Consider the following 20551-nt stretch of genomic DNA (forward strand, 5'->3'; position numbering starts at 1 on the left):
GGCTTCCATCGCCAAACCTGGCCCGAAGCCAAGCATTAACGTCGGAGGCTTCTGCCCGCTACTGAGCAACTCGTTCAACACAAATAGAACGGTAGGCGAGGACATGTTTCCACAACGACTCAATACGCTACGTGAGGCGTCCAAGTCGGATTCGCTGAGTGACAGCGATTCGCCACACGCATCCAAAATGCGAGGCCCGCCGGGATGAATCGCCCAAGATTGAATCTCGGCTAGCGACAAACCGGACTGGTTCAACCATTTGTCGAGCGGCTCGCGAGTCGCACGGCGAATCACGTCAGGTACTTCGGCCGATAAATACATCTCGAAACCGTTATCACCAATCGCCCACGACATCATCTCTTCGGTGTCGGGGATGATCGCCGAATAACTGCTCGTCAATGTCACTTGCTCGGCTTCGGCTTTGTCCGATCCCGATCCAATGACTGCCGCGGCACCATCGGCGAACAAGGAATTCGAGACGATCCGTTGAGGCTCCCAACCGTATTGTTGATGCAAACTGCACAACTCAACCGCCACCACCAAGACGCGTGCATTTGGATCGGCGTCAGCATACGCCTTGGCGACGCGAAGTCCGTTCATCGCACCATGGCATCCCATAAAGCCCACGTTGGTTCGTGATACCGTGGCGGGCAACCCAAGCTGGCGAATCAACGCGATATCGACGCCCGGAGCATGAAATCCAGTACAGGAAATGGTCACCAGATGAGTGATCTCGTCCGGACGAACGTCACAATCGGCAAACGCCTGCTGAGACGCTTCAACCGCCAACCCCTCGCCATGGTCGCGGTAGGCAACCAAACGTTGTGCCGTGGTGGGTCCCCGGTCCGTCGCGTTGTTGGCCGGCCAGTAAAACGACTGGTTTGCGCGATCCAAAAGTGTGGCTGAACTCGCTGGCTGTGGTTCAACAACTTGCGTTCCGCCAACCTGAGCTCCGGTTCCATTCGTAGCGGCGGCACCCACCGCCGCCGAGGAGACGTCGCTACCATCGAGCGACGCGTCGGAGTCCGATTCCAACAGCACGCTGTGACGCGACTTGACCCCGGTTCGACGATACAAGGTCGACAGCAGGCGTCGTTGTTGATCGTTCTCGCAACAGATTCCGTTGGCAATTTCAGCGGAGACTTCTTGGGTTACGGAAAGACTCGGTAGAGCGGTTCCCATACCATGGATCTTCATACTCGTGCATTCCTAATGGCTAGATACTGCTATCGACTTGGCGTCAGTCTATTCAAAATGATTACAGACTGGCAAATGAGGGAAGCCAAGCGAGAGTGTCGGAGGCAAATGGATGAAGAAACGCGGGAGCCGGACCAGCCCCGCTGCTCGACGTTTCACCCTCGGTTAAGCCCCCATTATCCATGGCAGAACGAATCTGCATAATGGCAAACGAGATTTCTGGGCAAAACGGCGGCTGAAATGGGTGAATTTGCCCCGTAGAGAGGGGTGAATGTACGTCCTCTGCCCGCCTGAGACGATACAGCCACAGCGTAACATGTGCACATACGTACACGCTAACCGCCCATTGGACGGTTAGCACACACATCTCAGCGATTCAAATCGAACGAAGAATCCGTGATCGTTCCGTCCGCCTAGACCAGGCTTATATGCCCCACAAAAGCATGGCGACGCATAGCTGCGTGGTAACGTTCGATCAAGAATTCGGCACAGCTCATGTTAAAGTATAAAACTTTACCGTGATCATCGATTCCGAGTTCGCTTACGACTTCATGCTCGCGACACCTTTGGCACGCGCTTTAACGGCCAGCTTGTAAGCTTCGTCGTGACCGTACTTTTCAACGGAGAAGCGTTGTGTCTTTCGTACACCCTTACTTGGGCTCCACTGAGCTACCCAGTACTGGTAGGTCGGCTTTGAAGGCCAGCGAGAATCGACCTCTTCGACAAGCCGAACCCCGACCACACCGGAGGTGTTGTTGGAGCGTACAATTTTCGACAATTGTTGTGGCGTGTAGCCCTTCAACTTGCTTTCCAACTCATCGCGGAATTTTTTCGCAGCGGCTTGTGCCTTGCGTTTTCCACCATATTCGTTGTCAGCAAAAAACTTGGTGTGCTTCTTTCCCTTGCGCATCAAACGCACAAGGAAGCCCCCAGAACTGTCACGGTCAATACGTGTGATGTTTCGATTCGCACTCATCGATGTTCAACTACATTACGAGTAAAAACGGGTGTCCAACTAATGGGATCAATTGTAGACGCCAAAAACAGGTTGCCAGAGACGTTCACTATATTGTACACCTATCTTGGCGCAAATTTTACGCAAAAAAATTGCGATAGGTTACATCGGAGAGCCATTTCTACCCCTGGCTGGGGATTTGAGACGCGATTCGAAGTGACAACCGACTTAACCGACGACGTCTCGTTTTTTTCAAACCGACGCCTCTGAGGCGCACTCCAACGCATCGTCTGGACCTCTACCAACGACACACTTGGGCGTCATGTCGCCCCGTTGGACGAGACGCCTCCGTTAAAATTTCTTGCGTCTTCTTTCGTCGAGCCGTGTCACTTGTGGTTCGATCCACTGCCCGACGTTGTTCCAATTCGTTGCGACTCGCACTCGCTCCGGTTGCATCAAGATGACCTCTGTCCTGCCTTCGTGAATCCGAAAGCGGGCATCGGAGTCGGGGCCGTCGAGCCCACATAGACGTCAATCTATTGCATTGGATCAAACGCGACAAGAACTTTGCATCAATGTGTCACCTGCCGCAGTGTCGATGCAACCAGACGATCGATGCAACCGGCTTTCTAGTCGAAGTCTGTGGTTTTATATCGTTCGGTTGCAATGAATCGACATCAAAATGGTGACACCCATGAACGTGTCGCCTCCGAAGATCGCGTCGGACGTAATCGTTTCGGTCTCGACGTCTCTTCATCGTCGTTGAATCGCGCGGCGAATCATTATGTTCTATTCATCTTCATCCACATCAACAACTTGGCAAACGAATTCAATGCGATTGATTCTCATTACCAAGTAACTGATGTTGCAGTGGATTCTTGAGCTGGTTGTACAGCAGCTATTCGAACTCGGCTCGTAAAAAGCACAACAAGCTTGTGTGAAGAGTCCATGTGCCGGCCGTGTGGACGATGTTTGCCACGGTTCTGTGCCAACCGGTTGGTCGCCCGAGAAACCACGCCTCCTACGTCTCTCTAGCCTTCGCTTTTACTCGGTAAACACGGGAACAAACGCTGTCGTCATCAATCCGGATCCGAGTCGATAATGTAAGAGGTCGATGACTAGGACGACGCGTTGAAGTAAGAAACTGTGTGATCGCTGCCCCCCAGAGGTGGCTGATCTGGCGCGTCGCCCGGCGTTGATGCTTCAGCAGCGTTTCTTATCATTGCGGCCGCAGGAACGTTGCCTCACCCGTGGTTGTATAATGCGTGTCCCCTCAATGGGAATTCCGCCGACCTCGTTTGTGGTATCGACGTTTTACCCAACATCCCCTCCCCTCTGTCCCACCATCGATCAGCAAGGACCTTTGCCCATGACATCCCCGGCCCAATCAAAGCGACGTTGGTATGGAATCGAGCGCCGCGACTTCTTGCGTTATATGGCGACCGTGTCGGCGATACCGACGCTGGCGCTGCGAGCTCAAGCCGAAGTCACCGAGAAGCCGCATTTTAGCGACAATCCATTTACACTTGGCGTTGCCTCGGGTGACCCAGCGCCGGATGGCGTTGTGATCTGGACGCGGTTGGCGGTGAAGCCACTTGAACAAGGCGGGATGCAAAACAAATCGGTGCGAACACAATGGGAAGTCGCCACCGACGAATCGTTTGCCAACGTCGTTCGTCGCGGTGATGCGGTGGCGACTCCTGATCTTGGACATTCGGTGCATGTCGAAGTCGACGGGCTGAAACCCCATCACTGGTATTTCTATCGATTTCACGCAGGCAACGAGACCAGCCCCACAGGCCGAACTCGCACCGCTCCGGCTTTTGACGCGACGCCCGATCGCATCCGTTTTGCGTTCACTTCGTGTCAACATTACGAGACCGGCTATTTCAACGGTTATCCCCACATGCAACGTGAGGACCTCGATCTCGTCATTCATCTTGGCGACTATATCTACGAGTACGCCGGAGCAGACAAGCGTCCGCGCAAACATATCGGCGGCGAAATCGAAACCCTCGACGATTATCGGACTCGCTATTCGCAATATCGACTCGACGAAACGCTTCAAGAAACACATCGCCTGTTTCCTTGGCTGGTAACCTGGGACGATCACGAGTTTGACAACAACTACGCGAACCTTGTGTCCGAACAGGACGGCGTCTCGCCGGAAGCGTTTTTGGCGCGGCGTGCTGCGGCCTATCAAGCCTACTACGAATTCATGCCGCTGCGGCGCAGTTCGTTTCCGCAAGGGCCAAACATGAAGCTGTATCGAGGTTGCCAATACGGTCGACTTGCCAATTTCCACGTGCTCGACACGCGGCAATATCGTACCGACCAACCCAATGGCGATCATCAAAAACCGATGACGGGCAAGGTGTTTGACCAGAAAGCCACAATGTTGGGCGACCAACAAGAAAAGTGGTTGATGCAACGTTTGCAAGACTCGTCGTCGACCTGGAACGTGCTTGCCCAACAAGTCATGATGGCACCGCTGAATCGTGGCGAAGGTGACGACCATCGCTATAGCATGGACCAATGGCCGGGTTATGAGGTGAACCGCCGCCGCTTGTTAAACTTCTTTCACGAAAAATCGATCTCCAATCCCGTCGTCTTGACTGGAGACATCCACGTCAATTGGGTCAACGATCTGCAACTCGACTTCCAAGACCCCAAATCGCCAGTCGTCGGTACGGAATTGGTTGGCACCGCGATGACGTCCGGCGGTAACGGCGGCAATGTGATTTCCGAGTATGAGCGTGCCGCTGCTCAGAACGACTTTGTTCGCTGGTACAATTCCAACCGCGGCTATGTCTCGTGCGACATCACGCCCGAGTCGTGGACGTCGCACTTCCGCACCACCCCGTTCGTCGATAAGCCAGGATCGCCGATCGAAACCAAAGCGTCGTTCGTGATCGAAAACGGCAAAGCAGGCGCCGCAAGGGTTTAGGCACCAGCGGCTATGTCGTTGAGATTGACACCAGATATTGTGGGTGAGTTTTTCTGCCGGACGATTCAGCAGTCACCTCTGCACCGACGAAGTCGATGCAGAGGTGGCAGAAAAGTGACGCAACTAAAAATGATGACGTCACCCCCAATGATTTCACAGCTCATACTAACGCTGCTGAAACAGATCGCTGGTGACAATCGCCGCGATCAAGTCGGCCGTCGGATAATCATCCGCCCGAACTTGGCCGATGATCGCATCGACCGCCCTGCGATCGCTCGCCTCGATACGGCGACCGAGCGCGTGGCTGAGCAACCGATTGGTGACGGTGCGGACGAAGAATTCTTTTCGTTCCAATAGCCGCTGACGCAGTTCAGCGGGTCCCGAAAACGTTTCGCCGCCGGGCAGAACCCCAGACGTATCAATCGTTTGCTTGCCGCGAGCATCGTAGGACTGGCGAACGCGACCGATCGGGTCAAAGCCTTCGAGTGCAAAACCGAGCGGATCGATTTTGCGGTGGCAAAGGTTGCATGCCGCCGACTCGCTGTGACGGACCAATTGTTCGCGGATCGATTTTGCGCCGCGAACATCCGGATCCAGCGTCGGCACGTCATCCGGGGGCGGAGGCGTCGGCGTACCGACTACATTTTCCAATAACCACACGCCGCGGACCACGGGTGATGTTTCGATGCCATTGGCTGATACCGTCAACACGCTAGCTTGTCCAAGCAGACCGCCACGCCGTTTGTCACGGAATACAACACGGTGAAAATCGGCCGCCTCGTCGACCGGAACTTGATCTTCGACGCCGTACAACTTGGCCAAGTCTCGATTGACGAACGAGTAGTTGGCATTCAAGAACGACAACACCGAAGCGTTGCGGTCAATCAAATCACGCAGGAACAGCTGTGTTTCCTGTTTCATTTCCGGCTCCAAACCGGCCGCGTAGTACTCGCGTGACGCTTTCGGATCCGGCGGCATGCTGCCCAGGGCTCGCAAGTTGAGCCAGCTGTCCAAAAAATCCGCTACAAATGCATCCGAAGCTCGACTGCCAAGTATCCGTTTTGTTTCGTCACGTAGTGTTTGTGGTTCATCCAATCGGCCTTCGTCCGCCAACCTTCGCAAGCGATCATCGGGCATCGACGACGTTAGAAAGTACGACAGCCGTTCCGCTAAACCGTGCTGTGACAACTCGTTCGTCGCCGCGGAATCCGGGGGGCTGAAATACAGAAACGCTGGCGAACACAAGGCGGCTTTGAGCGTGTCCTTATAGGCCTGAAACGGAGAGCCTCCACTACGAATTCGACTTTCATACAAACGAACCAGCCCCGCGACCTCCTCCGCCGTGGCAGGACGACGATAAGCTCGTGATGCAAACTCACGAATGAGCTCGGATGCGTTTTCCTCAGCGAAGCTTGCTCCACCAAGCAGCCTTTGTTGACTTTGCGTTGGCCATTGGACATCCACGGGACCGCGAATGCGGACTTCATGGATACGAATTTGCGGCAATTGGCCGTATTTGATCACCGCGTTCCGGCACGCGACAATTCCTTTTCCGTCGCGGACACTCGCGGGCAACGTATCGACGTGATTTCGGAACACTCGCGTGTAAGCACCACGAACGTCATGCTGTCCGTTTTCAAAGGTAAAACGCGGAGCAAATCCACGGTCCAGCGGAATTTTGAACGTGTACCATTTCAATTCGTCGTCGTCGATCACCGCCTCGGCCAACTTGGGCTGGATTGGCTGCGTATGAACCATATCGCCAAGCGACGTGTCGCCGGGACGAATCCCCATCCGAAACGGTTCGTCCAAGTCGATGAAGGTCGTCCGCTTGTTGTAAGGCGTGTCGCGGTGTAACGCTTCGGCCAGCACTTTCACTTCGTACATCCCGTCCACGGGAACACCATCGGCAAACCGATGCAGATGTCCGTATGCGCCTTCTGGCTTTTCATTCAGCGGGTGATCGTACAACACCAAGTGTTTGTAGTTGAACGCCAATCGGTGGGCGCGGTTCAGCTCGGGCTGCTGGACAAAATCATCCTGATAAACCCATTCTTGCGTTTTCGGCGGCTGAGTCAGTGCGAGCGATTTCTCGACGCAGTGATCCGCGGCGTCCAGGTATTTTTCCAGCAAGTGCCCTGACGTCACCAGCGTGTCGCCGATGTTGTCGAAATGATGAGACAAGTTGTCGGCGGGAAACTCCATCGTCGGATCAAACATGGTCATGTCGATGGCGAGCAAGTCGCCGACGGTGTTGCGATATTCGCGGCGTGACAAACGACGCAGCACGCTTTGCCCTCCGGTACTGCTCGTTTTCGCACGCATCGATTCGAGCACCCCAGTCAATTGCTCGATCGCGCCGACGCGTTCGACATCACTCGGTTGATCCGCATCCTCGGGCGGCATGCTGCCCAGCGTCAATTGGTCAATGATTTCCTGCAGCTTGATTTGTGTATCAAGGTGCGTGTTGGCAAAGTCGAGTGTTTCAAACTCGCGTTCACCGCCGGGGTCATCCGCCGTGTGGCACTCGATACAGTAGTTTTCCAGGAAAGCGAACGCGGGCTCCACCGCAACGGCCGATCCGTTCCCACCACCCCATGGAATCGCAAACAGCAGCGTGAAGCTAATAAATAAGGAGTAAACATTGGACCACCGCATCACGCCAAACCTCGCAGCGTTCCGGTGCTGGTGGCAAAACGGTCGGTCTCAACGCCGAACTTTTGCAACATCGATACAAATAGATTCGTCAACGGAGGCCGGTGAACTGAGTCTTGATCGAACGCCAACAAACGACCATGCTTGAAATCGCCTCCCGCTAAGATAACTGGCAGGTTTTTATTGTGGTGCGAATTGGCGTTGCCCATTCCGCTGCCAAACAGCACCGAAGTTTGCTCGAGCAAGCGATGATCCCCCTCATTCGTTGCTGATAATTTTTCGACGAAGCGGACAAACTGCTCGATTTGGTAGGTTTCCAACTTCACCAGCGCCTCGATCCGCTCGGTCAATTGTCCGTGATGGGACAACGCGTGATAGTCGCCGTCGACACCAAGATCACGTGGATTGAAATCGCCGCCGATTTCCAGCGTCGCGATTCGCGTCGAATCGGTTTGCATCGCCAACGCGATCAGATCATACAGTAGCGGCAGATCTTCGACCATGTTGCGGTTCTTCGGGCGATCCAACGGCGGCTCAGGCTTGGGTACGTCGATCCAATTGCGTCGCAGCCCGATTCGCTTCTCTACATCACGCACCGATGTCAGATACTCGTCCAACTTGTTGCGGTCTTGCTGGTTCAGTGTGCGGCCGAAGCGATGGGCATCGCCACGAACCAAATCCAAGATCGAACCTTGCAGTTTGAAACGGTCGGCGGCAGCCACCTTGTCTTTTTCGCTATTGCCGACGAACAGGACTTGAAACAACTGTTCGGGACCTGTGATCGGCGGAACGCGGGTGCCGGTACGAGTCCATGACAATTGGCAACCGCCATGGATACCACTTTCGCTGCCAACGGTCAGCGAGGGAAACCGTGTCTGGCCGGCAATCGTTTCGGCAGCGTATTGATCGATGGTGACGTTCGCGTCCGGCATCGTTTTGGCATCAATCTGGCGTACCCCCGATAGAAACGAGTGCACGGAAAAGTGGCCACCGGCGGTATCGTGATCCAAACCGGAAATCATCGTCATCCGATCCGAAATCGCCTTCAGCGGCGCGGTGGACCGCCCGAGCGAAAAGTCGCGATGAATGGTCAATCCATCGCCGGATTTGGCATTGGTGGCGGTGGGCCAGTATGCTTCGGGGTGGAACCCCAACATGTTCCCGATGCAAACCATCCGTTGTTTTGGCCCCGTTGATTGCTCAGAGGCTTCCTTTCCGCTGACTCGCATCGATGAAAAAATCGGCAGGCATACAGAAACGCCTGCGGCACGAAGAAGTTGGCGGCGATGGAAGTTGCTCATAAGAGGCTCGGTTGGGCAGGCTTCAGAGGATCAGGCGGCGAATCGGACGGGGCGTCCCGCTGAACAATTTATACGCTTTTTAACCGCGACAAAATTGAATTGGATCGGACACACTGTCTATCTTGCGGAATTTATTGTCAGAAAAGCGGCAGGTCGGATCTGCTAGGCGAATAGGAAATTATGGAAGACGCAAATCAACACGATCCCGCCACCCTCGAAAAACTGCCCGAAGGCGAGTTCATGCGGTTATTTATCAAGCATGAACCGGCATTGCGAGCGTTTGCGCGTTCAATTTTGCCCGATTGGCAGCTAGTCGATGACACGCTGCAAGAAGCCAGCGTCACGATGTGGGAAAAATTGGGGCAACTCCACGACCAAGCCGGCTTTCTGCCGTGGGCCAAAGTGATCGTGCGGTTCAAATGCCTCTCCGCCGTCGACAAACTGCGTCGGGATCGGCACGTGCTCAGCCAACAGGTGCTCGAATTGATCGCGGACGAGGCCGAGACGATGGACGCGGATGAAATTGTCGCAATTCGCTCCGCACTGGCGGTCTGTTTGACCCAATTTACGCCGCCTCACCGGGAACTGTTGTTGGCTCCCTACGCGGGCGACGGGCGAGTGAAACAGATTGCCGACCGAGGCAGCAAATCGGTCAATGCACTTTACAAATTACTAGGAAGACTGCGTCAAAGGTTGGCGTCGTGTATCCGCGGACAACTTGAGCCGGAGATGTCCTGAAATGGATCCTAAATTACTTATCCATCGCTATCTGATCGGCGAAGTCAGTGAAGCCGAAGCCAACGAACTTAATGACAGGTTGGTTCATGACGCCGAACTGCGTCGTGAATTCGTGATTGCTGCGGCAATGGACACCGGGCTTCGCGACGTGGCGTTTGAACAGGCGGTCGATGACGCGATCAAGCCCGCCACGGGTTCGTCGATCGAACCAGCCGGCAGTGCCGCAACGCAGACTTCGCGAACGAATGCCTTCGCGATGATCCTCTTTGCCATCGCCGCATCGATTCTCGCGGTCGTCTTGTATTCGCCGGCGTGGCTGGTGCCGACCACCGACGACGCGGCTGCGGTCGCCACCTTATTGTCGACCGAAAATGCCGCCTGGGAAAGTTCGCTGCCAACGACGCCGGGATCCGATTTGACGCCGGGAGTAATGAAATTGGTCGCTGGCATTGCGACGGTACGGTTTCGCTCTGGCGCCGAGGTGATGATCGAAGCACCTGCCAATTTGGTACTAATCTCGCCAATGCGTGGAAAACTGCTCGACGGAGCCGCCGTGGTCAGCGTGCCAAAGCCTGCGATCGGATTCGTTCTGGAAACACCCGACGGCTACGTTGTCGATCATGGAACCGAGTTTGCCGTAAAAGTCTCTGGCGAGGGAAAACCATCGGATTTCGAAGTGATTAAAGGCGAAATTTCGGTGCACCTCGTTTCGACAGGCGAAAATGCACGACTAACCGATCGTCAATCGGCATCGATTTCTCAGCAACGATTGACCACGTTCGATGGCCAGCTTGCCGAACGGTCACTCGAACAGTCGCCTCAAGTGCTGCGTGTTGGAACCGAGGGACGTACGACCTCGGTGATCCGCAACAACAAACGAAAAAAGCGTCACCATCCTGAGCTGCTGATGGTAAAACGCGGCGCCGCGGGTCCTTGGGATCAACGAGCGATGTGTTCGTTCGATGTCAGCGATATTGAATTTGATGCGGTGAAGTCCGCTCGGCTGCGTTTGAACTTGGTGCCGAGCGGAATTGGGTTCGCCAGCCGGCTACCAAAAATCAATCGTTTTGCCGTCTACGGATTGACCAATGATGCAAAAAGCGATTGGGTCATCGAAAGTCGATGGGAGGACGCACCGGGCCCCGAAGACGGTGTGCTGCTGGGAACATTCGAAATACCACGCAGTGTTCAACGAGGCAGTTTTGGTATCGAAAATGAAACACTTCTGGAATTCCTGAAGTCTCGTTCCGATCAACCAGTCACTCTAATCATCGACCGCGAAACCGGACAAATCGATGGCGAAGGGCCAGGTTTGGTTCACGCCTTCGCCAGCGATTCGCACCCCGAAGCATCGGGACCTATTCTCGAATTTTCACTTTAGTAATTAATGGCTGAATCATTCGTATGCTACTTTTTCCTTTAGATCGGTTCACCAGATCGATCAACATGACCGCGTGCACGCTGCTCGCAACTTTGGTCGCTTGTGCAAACGAACCGGTCTGTTCGGCCGACGAATCGACGGCGTCCCCCGCCACGATGCCCGCCAAACATGCTGCGGTTTTCAAACAATACTGCTTTGATTGTCACGATGCCGCTTCCGAAGAAGCGGGCGTCAATCTCGAGCAGCTTTCGTTCGACATCGCCAAGGACATCGAAAACGCCGAACGCTGGGCCAAAGTGCTCAACGCAATCAACTCGGGCGAAATGCCGCCCGCTGACGCCGAACCTATCTCGGACGACCAGAAGTCGGCGTTTCTAAAGGACCTCTCCGAACAGATGGTGATCGCCCGAAAACGGCTCAGTGACACCGGAGGTGTCGTCACCCTTAGGCGGCTGAACCGTCGCGAGTACGCCAACACCGTCGAATCGCTTCTCGGGGTACGTCCGGATGTATCCGTGTTGCCCGATGATCAAGCGACCTCGGGATTTGATACACAGGGCGCGTCGCTGTTCATGTCGAGCGACCAAATCGAACAATACCTCGCATCGGCCCGTCGCTCCCTTGAATTGGCATTGTCGCCGCAAAAACCAACGAAGATGCGCACCGTTCGTGTCGAACCCGAAGACGAGTACACGCCGCACTATGCCGCCGCAGCCGAGCAGATGCGAGACACGCGTCGACGTGCAGACGCATTTCTATCTCAAACGGAAAAGCCTGCTTCGGATTTTGGATTTCTGGATGCGTATCAAGCCAAACGACAACGCCGCATCGAGTGGCTTCCGTTAATGGAAGACTACCTCAATCGCCCGGAAACCAAGACAGGCATCACGTTGATCATGACGATCAAACAGGGTGGCTATACGAAGGTAAAGCTGCCAGTGCTGCATGAGTCACAGGACGGGCGTTACACCATTCGAGTGAGAGCGGCGGCCTACCCTGACGCCAGAGGACGTTTGCATTACCTCGAATTCTCTGAAGGCTTTGGCACCGGACGTACCCGACTTGGCTGGCGAAAAGTCACTGCCCCACTGTCGGCCCCCGAGATCATCCAATTTTCGTTTGTTCATCGTCCGGGCGAGAAAAAGCAGATCTGGATTCATCAACGCAGTCACCAAGATCGAGCTGACAAGAATCAAGCGACCATTGATATGCAGGCCAACGGGATCGGTACGCCGCCTGGGCTGTGGATCGATTGGGCCGAGTTGACCGGTCCCGAACCCGACGGGAACCGTGAACAGTTAGCGACGCAAATTTTGTTTGAGAAACCGGCCGATTGGACCGAGCAACGCTATGCCGGCGAAGTGCTGCGGCGGTTCGCCGAACGCGCATTCCGCGGCAAACCTGCCAATCGCGAGTACCTCGATCAATTGAACCAACGGTACCACGATAATCGCGCCGAGGGGCAAAGTCAGACGGAGGCATTGATCGACACGCTGTCAATCATCCTTGCTTCGCCAAGCTTTTTGTACATGATCGAAGACGCCGAACCCGGCACCGCGGACGGCGTTCGTCCCATGCTTAATGGGAATGAGTTGGCGGTCAGATTGTCGTATTTTCTATGGAGTGCTCCGCCCGACGATGAGCTGACCCGGCTCGGGCGTACCGGCGAATTGCTCGATAACGATGTGCTTCGCCAACAGACCACGCGGATGATCGCGGACGCCCGAGCCGACAAGTTTGTACGAGGTTTCGTCTATCAATGGTTGCAAATGGAACGTTTGGGAATGTTCCAGTACGACGGCGTTCAATTCCCAACGTTTGACAATGCCGCGCGTGAATGTGCTGGCGAAGAAATCTTTCAAACCTTTCAACTGATTTTGGATGAAAGGCTGCCGCTTCAAACGCTGCTTGATGCCGATTTTGTTGTCATCAACGACGTGCTCGCCGATTTCTATGAAATCCCTGGTGTCGATGGCCACGCGTTTCGCAAAGTTCCTGTTCCCAACGATTCAAAACGTGGCGGACTGCTGGGTACTGCGGCGGTGCTCGCGATGGGCTCCGACGGCCAACGACCCTCTCCGGTGGAACGCGGCGTTTGGGTCTTGCGTCACTTGCTGAACGATCCTCCGCCGCCTGCCCCTCCCAACGTTCCCATGCTTAGCCGCTTGGATGGACAACTGCTTGCCGCCCGCGATCTCGCCCGCGCCCACCAGGAACAGCCACAGTGTGCCAATTGTCACCAAAAGATTGACCCGATCGGATACGGCTTGGAAAACTTTGATGCCGCAGGGCTGTGGCGTGACACCGAAGTGATTACGTCCCCGGGAGCCTACCGTAAACGAAAGAAACTGAAGGAGTTCGAGATCGACGCAAGTGGCCAGTTGCCAGATGGGAGACAGTTCGCCAATTACAACGAACTGCGTGACGCGGTGTCAGAACGAGGCGAGGATTTTGCTCGCGGTTTTACTGAATCTCTGATTGGATACGGATTGGGCCGTCCCTACGGATTCACTGACGATGCTCTGGCTAACGAAATATTGTCCTATGCAAACAAAAACGGCTACGAAGTGAGTGCGTTTATCCATGCACTCACCCAGTCGTCCGCGTTTCGCACGAAATAACGATGCCGCGTGTGTTTAGGCATTTCCAATCCAATCGAATAAACTCACCAAACGGAAAGATAAAGATGAATTACAAGCTAAATCGACGCCGCGTCCTTCGCAGCAGTACCGCGTTGATCGGATTGCCGTTCCTGGAGTCACTCGGCCTTGCCCGGCCCTCTTATGCGTCGGAGTCATCGCCGAAAACGCCGCCGAAACGTCTGATTTTCCTGGGAATGGGATTCGGAGTGACTGCGGATCGTTGGTATCCCGATGTCAACACGGTCGGCGAAGACTACGATCTTCCAGGCGTGCTCAAGCCATTGCAGCGGCACAAGAAGGACCTCAGCATCATCCAAAATCTGATGCATCAATATTCGGCCGACGGGCATAGCGGAAGCACATTCTGGTTGACCGGCGCGAATCGCTACGCCATTCCCGGACAAAGTTTCCACAACACAGTCTCGGTCGATCAAGTTGCTGCCGAAGTGCTTGGCGAACAGACGCGATTTACCTCGCTGCAGCTCGCGGCAAAAGTCGGCTACGCGTCGGACGGTCACGGTCCCGGCGGTTCCCTAGCCTGGAATCGATCGGGAAAACCCGTCGCGGGGATCGAAACCCCCGTCGCGGCGTTCCACAAAATCTTTTCAAACGACACTACGCCGTTAGCCGAACGGAAACAACAATTAGCCAAACATCGCAGCGTTTTAGATACGGTAATGACCGATGCAAACGCGGTGAATCGAAAACTCGACGCCACCGACAAACAGAAATTGCAAGAGTACTTGCAATCGATTCGCGAAATCGAAGTGCGACTGGCCAAGGAAGATAAATGGTTGACGATCGACAAGCGACAGCCAAAAGATCCAGTGAAGGAACCAAACGAATCGCTCGAAGGTGTCGAAGAAATTCGCATGATGTATGACATCATGGTCGCCGCAATGCAAGTCGATGCTTCGCGAGTTTTCACCTACCGCATGCCATCCGACTCGCTGATTCAAAGTCTCGGCGCAACCATGACATCGCATACGATGAGTCATTATTCCGAAGGCGAACGTCGCACGGTTTCGATGAACCGCGATACGACCCACGCAAAACTGTTGGCTGAATTCATTGACAAGTTGAAAGCCACCAGGGAATCCGATGGCTCGAGTCTGCTGGATCACTGCACGATCACGTTTGGATCGAACCTCAGTTCGGTTCACAGCCTGAACAACTGCCCAACGCTGATCGCCGGCGGCGGAGCCGGGATCAAACAAGGCCGCCATCTCGTGATGAGTGATCGCAAAACGCCGCTCTGCAATCTCTGGCTCAGCATGTTGCGGGGCAGCGGGATCAACGCCGCCTCGTTCGGCGATTCCACCGGCGTAATCGACGAGTTGTTTGCAGCTTAGAATGTGGGATAGGCTTCCAGCCTGTCATCAGCCCTCCCCTTTCCATATTCCGCCGCAACGAAACTCGCCAAAAGTTTCGTAGGTATATTGAGCCGTGGGCCGTAAGGCACCGGGTAATGCATCGAACCCGGCCGCTGATGCGTCACGGCTCACTCGATCAATTAATCGCCAAGAGTTTCGTCGCCCCAGCAAACCTTCCTAAAATCGAAGCGGTCATTTCCGCAAGCCCTCCGACAACCCGCTACAATCACCTGTTCGCGTTCCTCCTCGCTCCTTCTCGCCCCCATCGGCTGATTCACCATGAGAACCTCACGCGACTCGATCCTATTCTTAGTGCTCATTGGCACGGTCCTGCTTTGCAACGTGTCCATTGCCAAAGACTCTCCAAATGTATTGATCATTCAAACCGACGAGCATAATTTCCGAACGCTCGGGGCTTATCGAGAAACACTGCCTCCGGACCAGGCGTTTGTCTGGGGTGATGACGCCGTGGTCCAGACGCCGTCCATCGATTCGATCGCAAATCGAGGAGTAATCTGCACGTCGTTTTACGCCACCAGTCCCGTTTGCACCCCGTCGCGGGCCGCATTCTTCTCGGGGGTCCCGCCGCATAAAACCGGCGCCCACTCCAACGACCAACCCTATCGCAACGACATCGTCACCTTTGCCGAGGTGCTGCGTCGTGATGGCTATTCAACCGGTTATGCGGGAAAATGGCATCTCGATGGACCTGGAAAACCTCAGTGGGCTCCCAAACGTCAATTCGGGTTTGCGGATAATCGATTTATGTTCAACCGCGGCCACTGGAAGAATTTGGAGATCGCCGATTCGGGTCCGCGGGTCGGGTCGCGGAATCAAAAAGACGCCCCCAATTACAACGTCGGCGACGCGAACGAGCAAACCTACGCGACCGATTGGCTAGCCGACCGTGCCGTGGACTTTATTCGCGAGCACGCCAACGAACCGTTCTGTTACCACCTCAGTATCCCCGACCCGCACGGCCCCAATACAGTCCGAGCTCCTTACGACACGATGTTCGCCGACATGGCGATTCGGCCGCCATTGTCGTTTTCGATGAGCCGCGAAAATCCCGCCTGGGCGGCGGCAACCGGCAGGAATGCATCACTCAAGTTCAATCCGTCGCTAATGCAGCACTACTTCGGCATGGTGCGCTGTATCGATGACAACGTTGGCAAAATTCTAAACACGCTCGATGAGCTGCAACTGACCGACCGCACCGTCATCGTATTCACCTCGGATCATGGAGATTTGTGTTACGAACACGGCCGATTGAACAAAGGCAACCCCTACGAAGGAAGTGCCAAAATTCCGATGCTGATCGCCGCCCCGGGAATCATCCCGCCCGCAACGCGGGTCGACCAAGCGTTTGGGACGGTCGACTTCGCCCCGACCTTGTTGGCACTACTCGGAAAACAAGCCCCCGAGTCCGTCGAAGGCCGCGACGCTTCAGGCGTGTTGACTGGAAAAACTCAATCTGATTTGGATGAGGTTGCGATCCTTCAATCATCAGGTTTGAAGCCCTCCTGGTTCGCTGTGATCAACGATCGCTTCAAACTTGTCTTTTCGGTTTCCGAACAACCTTGGTTGTTTGATCTCGAAAAGGATCCCCATGAATTGAAGAACTCAATCGACGTGACGGACAATCAAAAAGTGGTCCGATCGATGGCCGCCGCACTACGTGATTACGTCGCGAAGCAAGACGTGAACTTTGTGCACAGTAAGATCGATCAACAATTACGAGATCTTCTCGGCGACGACGCAGCGGCCGACGACGCAGCGACCGACGACGCAGCGGCCGACGACACAACGGATGGGCAATAGATTCGTTGCGACATGTTTACCTTCTAATTTGGCGGCCGATCGACGCCAATGCCCCACCGGCTATTCTCTATTATTGTCACTGAACGAGGCGACTGATGATCAAACCGCTTTTGTCGATGCCGCTGCTGCTCGCTCTATTTGTTGCCACTGCAACATCTTCGGCGAACGAACGTCTCAACATCGTGCTGTTGTTGGCAGACGATCTTGGCTGGACCGGGCTGAACTGTTTCGGCAGCGATCTATACGAAACGCCAAATTTGGATGCCCTTGCAGCGCGGGGCATCAAATTCACCAACGCCTATGCCAACTGCACCGTTTGCTCGCCGACTCGTGCATCGATCATGACCGGCAAGTATCCCGCCCGATTGCATTTGACCGATTTTATCGCAGGCCAAAACCGCCCCTTTGCCAAGCTGCAAATCCCCGATTGGACCAAACGTCTTGATGGCGAAGAATTGACGATTGCTGAAGTCTTGCAACACAGCGGTTACCGCACCGGACACATCGGAAAATGGCATCTCAGCGGCACCGGCAAACAAGGACAGGGCACCAAGCCAATCGATCAAGGGTTTGATGTTTCGCTTGAACGTCCCCCAGGCTCGAAGGGATACCTCATAAAAACGCCTTCGGGCGGCGAGTCCAAATCCCACTACCTCACCGACTTGCTGACCGACAAGGCATGCGAATTTATTGACCAGTCCAAATCAACTCCTTTCTTTTTGTATTTCGCCTACCACGTGCCCCACACGCCGATCCAAGGGCGACCGGATCTGGTTGATTACTTCGAATCCAAAGTCGATCCAAACGCAACCCACACAAATCCAACCTACGCCGCGATGGTAGCGAGCTTGGACCACAGCGTTGGACGGATCGTGACACAGCTCGAAAACAACCAATTGACCGGCAACACTGTCATCCTCTTTATCAGTGACAATGGCGGTCTGACACAGCGGAATGGGAAACACGATGGTTTTACCGAGAATCTGCCGCTGCGACGCGGCAAAGGCTCGGCATACGAAGGAGGCGTCCGCGTTCCCGCGATCGTTTACTGGCCTGAAGTGACGCCGGCGGGTTCGGTTTGTGATGAACCGATCATCACGATGGACTTGTTTCCCACCCTACAACACATCGCTGGGATCGAACCAAGCGAGTTGCATAACAACGATGGCCGCAGCTTGGCCCCCGTGCTTCGTGATCCAACGCATCGTTTTGATCGCGATCTGTTTTGGCATTACCCGCACTATCACGCTGGCGGCGACTCGCCCTACACCGCAATCCGCTCGGGAGATTACCGGTTGATCGAATTCCACGAAGATAAACGCGTCGAACTGTACGATCTCGCCCGCGATATCGGCGAAACAAACGATCTGTCGACAACGCTGCCTGCGAAAACCGCCGCGTTAACCAACAAGTTGCACGCATGGCGTGAGAGCGTGAATGCACAAATGCCAACTCCCAACCCTCGGTACGACGCTGATCAAGCGACCAAAGTTGTTGGGAAAAGAAAACCACGCGTTCAATCGATTCCGTGACTTGTTTTTAGCAACGAGCGATATAGCGGATCAGACCACCAGACGCCCCGCCCGCTTCCTTGGCAATCCTAGACATACAATCATGACAAAACAGATATTCTTCTCACCGTTAATCGTCTTGCTGCTCGTCACCGCAGCAGCCGCCGCACCACCGCAATCATTCGTCGGCGATTGGGCGTTGCAGATGGATAACGGAGACGCTGGCTGGCTAACAATCGACCAACGCGGCGACGATTGGTCCGCCGAGTTATGGACGGTCGGACAACCTAAAGCCGTTAACGACATTGCCTACACCGATGGCAAACTTGTCTTCAAACGTCAATGCAGGATTGGCGATGCCGAGTACCCGGGTGGACCGCCCACCGGACCGCGAGTGCCTTGCGATTTTGTCGCAATTGTCGATGGCAACAAAATCAAAATCACAATGACTGCCGCAGCGGGTGACGCAAATAGAACAGCCAACCACCGCGGCAAACGATTACCGCCGCTGCCATCGCGACCTGATTTGTCGCAAGTCACGTTCGGCCTGCCGATGGAATTGTTCAACGGAGTCGATTTGACAGGCTGGACGCTTTCGAACCCCGCACAGAAGAATGGCTGGAAAGCCATCAATGGCGAATTGGTGAATGAATCCCCCAAAGAAACGTTCGAGCCGTTTTCTCGCTACGGAAATCTGCGTACGCTCCGCACCTTTGGTGACGGCAAATTAACACTCCAGTTCAACGTGCCGGCAAAGGGCAACAGCGGAGTCTACGTGCGTGGTGCCTACGAAGCCCAGGTCACCGACCGCGACAGTCGCATGCAAGGAATCCAAGGCGTCGGCGCCATCTTCGGCCGAATCAAACCAACGAAGAACGCAGGAAAACCGGGCGGACAGTGGCAGCAATACGAAATCACCATCGTCGATCGGCACGCAACCGTCGTCCTCAACGGAGAAACGGTGATCGATAACCAACCGATACGCGGCAACACCAACGGTGCGTTCCAGGCTGACGTGCTGAACCCCGGCCCGCTGTATCTACAGGGCGATCACACTGCCGTCCGCTATCGCAACATCATCTTCCAACCGGTTACGGAAAACGAATCCTAGCATCATCGAACTCACCATCTTTAGAATGCTTCGTTTAACCGTTAGCCGATAGGCGTACGCTCAATGCCATCTACTTTGGCAACCATTGGGGGATGCTCAAGTAGTGGGATTCGCCAGAATTCCCATCTTCACGCGGCGAGAACTCCTTCTATCTGTGCGGACTGGCCCTATCGTCATGTGTCACTGCCGCACGCTGCGATTTTCAATGTTCGACTATTTGGCCACCAAAAATCGCAGGTTCATGATCTCATGCAGATCGACGGGAAAACGCTCGTGATCACGCGTTTCGGACCACTCGCGATAGAAGCGATCGAGTGATTTTAGGATGTCTCGGCGACTGACAATCCCCATCAACATCGGACCGTCGACGACCGGCAAATGGCGGTACTGGTGACTCATGAAGATCGATGTCAACGTAAAGATATCGGTCTCAGGCGTAACGCAAGTGGGATGGCGTTTCATGATCGTTTCGGCTGTCTGCGTGGGGCTCGGATTGCCGTAGAACAGATCGTTGGCAAGGAATTCCAAGCAATCCCCCTCCGAAACGAATCCCAACAATCGCTTTTGATCCCCGTTCTTTTGTGTCACGGGCGCGTTCGAAATGTTGTGCTTTTGCAGAAACGCAACAATGTCCGCGAGATGCATATCAGGCGAGATCGTCCAAACATCTCGATTCATCAGATCCCGGGCTGTGGGTGAGGCTACTGTGGTCATGGTTCGTATTCCTCGATCAATAAAGTGGTGGACATTCATACCGATACCCTCCATGACTTTGCTAACCGCATACCAAGCCACACCTCCCGTAGCGGAAGCCGTCAACGGCATGTTTATTTAATCTGACTTCAGAATGCTTCGATTCACCGTTAGCCGATAGGCGTACGCCAACAAATGCGAATACGCCTTCGGATGCTTTGTTAAC

Annotated in this window: 14 protein-coding genes; 9 read left to right on the top strand and 5 right to left on the bottom strand. The window is 54.6% G+C overall.

The features are described 5' to 3' along the window. The coding region (locus RMSM_RS18845) for a type III polyketide synthase (RefSeq protein ID WP_008699735.1) at positions 1 to 1197 on the bottom strand (1197 nt) is incomplete at its 3' end. A gap of 541 nt (positions 1198 to 1738) precedes the next feature. Further along, positions 1739 to 2173: an AP2/ERF family transcription factor gene (locus RMSM_RS18850; RefSeq protein WP_052031703.1), complete on the bottom strand. Its 435-nt coding sequence runs from the start codon at positions 2171 to 2173 to the stop codon at positions 1739 to 1741. A 645-nt stretch (positions 2174 to 2818) separates the two neighbouring features. Between RMSM_RS18850 and RMSM_RS18855 the strand changes: the two genes are divergently transcribed. Both RMSM_RS18855 and RMSM_RS18860 read left to right on the top strand, forming a co-directional pair. Beyond that, the gene (locus tag RMSM_RS18855; protein ID WP_008699740.1) at positions 2819 to 3034 is read left to right on the top strand and encodes a hypothetical protein; all 216 of its coding nucleotides are present in this window, start codon (positions 2819 to 2821) and stop codon (positions 3032 to 3034) included. Between the two features lie 487 nt (positions 3035 to 3521). Then, entirely contained in the window at positions 3522 to 5099 is a 1578-nt protein-coding gene (locus tag RMSM_RS18860) for an alkaline phosphatase D family protein (protein ID WP_040768092.1), read from the top strand. Between the two features lie 165 nt (positions 5100 to 5264). On the opposite strand, the gene RMSM_RS18865 is transcribed toward RMSM_RS18860, so the two are convergent. After that, a complete protein-coding gene (locus RMSM_RS18865) occupies positions 5265 to 7757 on the bottom strand; it encodes a DUF1592 domain-containing protein (RefSeq protein WP_040768094.1) in 2493 nt (830 codons plus the stop codon). After that, positions 7757 to 9055 (bottom strand): DUF1552 domain-containing protein, encoded by a 1299-nt coding sequence (locus RMSM_RS18870; protein ID WP_008699744.1) that lies wholly within the window; start codon positions 9053 to 9055, stop codon positions 7757 to 7759. The genes RMSM_RS18865 and RMSM_RS18870 overlap by 1 nt, the downstream gene beginning before the upstream one ends. A 180-nt stretch (positions 9056 to 9235) precedes the next feature. Here RMSM_RS18870 and RMSM_RS18875 point away from each other — a divergent pair, with 180 nt between their 5' ends. From RMSM_RS18875 to RMSM_RS18905, 7 genes are all read left to right on the top strand, one after another. Then, positions 9236 to 9793: a sigma-70 family RNA polymerase sigma factor gene (locus RMSM_RS18875; RefSeq protein WP_008699745.1), complete on the top strand. Its 558-nt coding sequence runs from the start codon at positions 9236 to 9238 to the stop codon at positions 9791 to 9793. A 1-nt stretch (position 9794) separates the two neighbouring features. Then, positions 9795 to 11174 (top strand): FecR family protein, encoded by a 1380-nt coding sequence (locus RMSM_RS18880; RefSeq protein WP_008699746.1) that lies wholly within the window; start codon positions 9795 to 9797, stop codon positions 11172 to 11174. Positions 11175 to 11239: 65 nt separating this feature from the next. After that, positions 11240 to 13795: a DUF1592 domain-containing protein gene (locus tag RMSM_RS18885; protein WP_008699747.1), complete on the top strand. Its 2556-nt coding sequence runs from the start codon at positions 11240 to 11242 to the stop codon at positions 13793 to 13795. Positions 13796 to 13860: 65 nt separating this feature from the next. Then, positions 13861 to 15168, top strand: coding sequence for a DUF1552 domain-containing protein (locus tag RMSM_RS18890; RefSeq protein WP_008699748.1), 1308 nt, complete (start codon positions 13861 to 13863; stop codon positions 15166 to 15168). A 300-nt stretch (positions 15169 to 15468) separates the two neighbouring features. Further along, positions 15469 to 17010: a sulfatase family protein gene (locus RMSM_RS18895; RefSeq protein WP_081614228.1), complete on the top strand. Its 1542-nt coding sequence runs from the start codon at positions 15469 to 15471 to the stop codon at positions 17008 to 17010. 95 nt (positions 17011 to 17105) lie between these two features. Next, entirely contained in the window at positions 17106 to 18542 is a 1437-nt protein-coding gene (locus RMSM_RS18900; RefSeq protein ID WP_008699751.1) for a sulfatase, read from the top strand. A gap of 82 nt (positions 18543 to 18624) precedes the next feature. After that, complete coding sequence (locus RMSM_RS18905; protein WP_008699753.1) at positions 18625 to 19632, top strand: 3-keto-disaccharide hydrolase; 1008 nt, start codon at positions 18625 to 18627, stop codon at positions 19630 to 19632. Between the two features lie 213 nt (positions 19633 to 19845). Here the strand turns inward: RMSM_RS18905 and RMSM_RS18910 are convergent, their stop codons facing one another. Continuing rightward, on the bottom strand, positions 19846 to 20310 hold the full coding sequence (locus tag RMSM_RS18910; RefSeq protein ID WP_236622203.1) for a CBS domain-containing protein: 465 nt from the start codon (positions 20308 to 20310) through the stop codon (positions 19846 to 19848). Positions 20311 to 20551: the final 241 nt, after the last annotated feature.

This window comes from Rhodopirellula maiorica SM1 (assembly GCF_000346295.1).
Lineage (GTDB): Bacteria > Planctomycetota > Planctomycetia > Pirellulales > Pirellulaceae > Novipirellula > Novipirellula maiorica.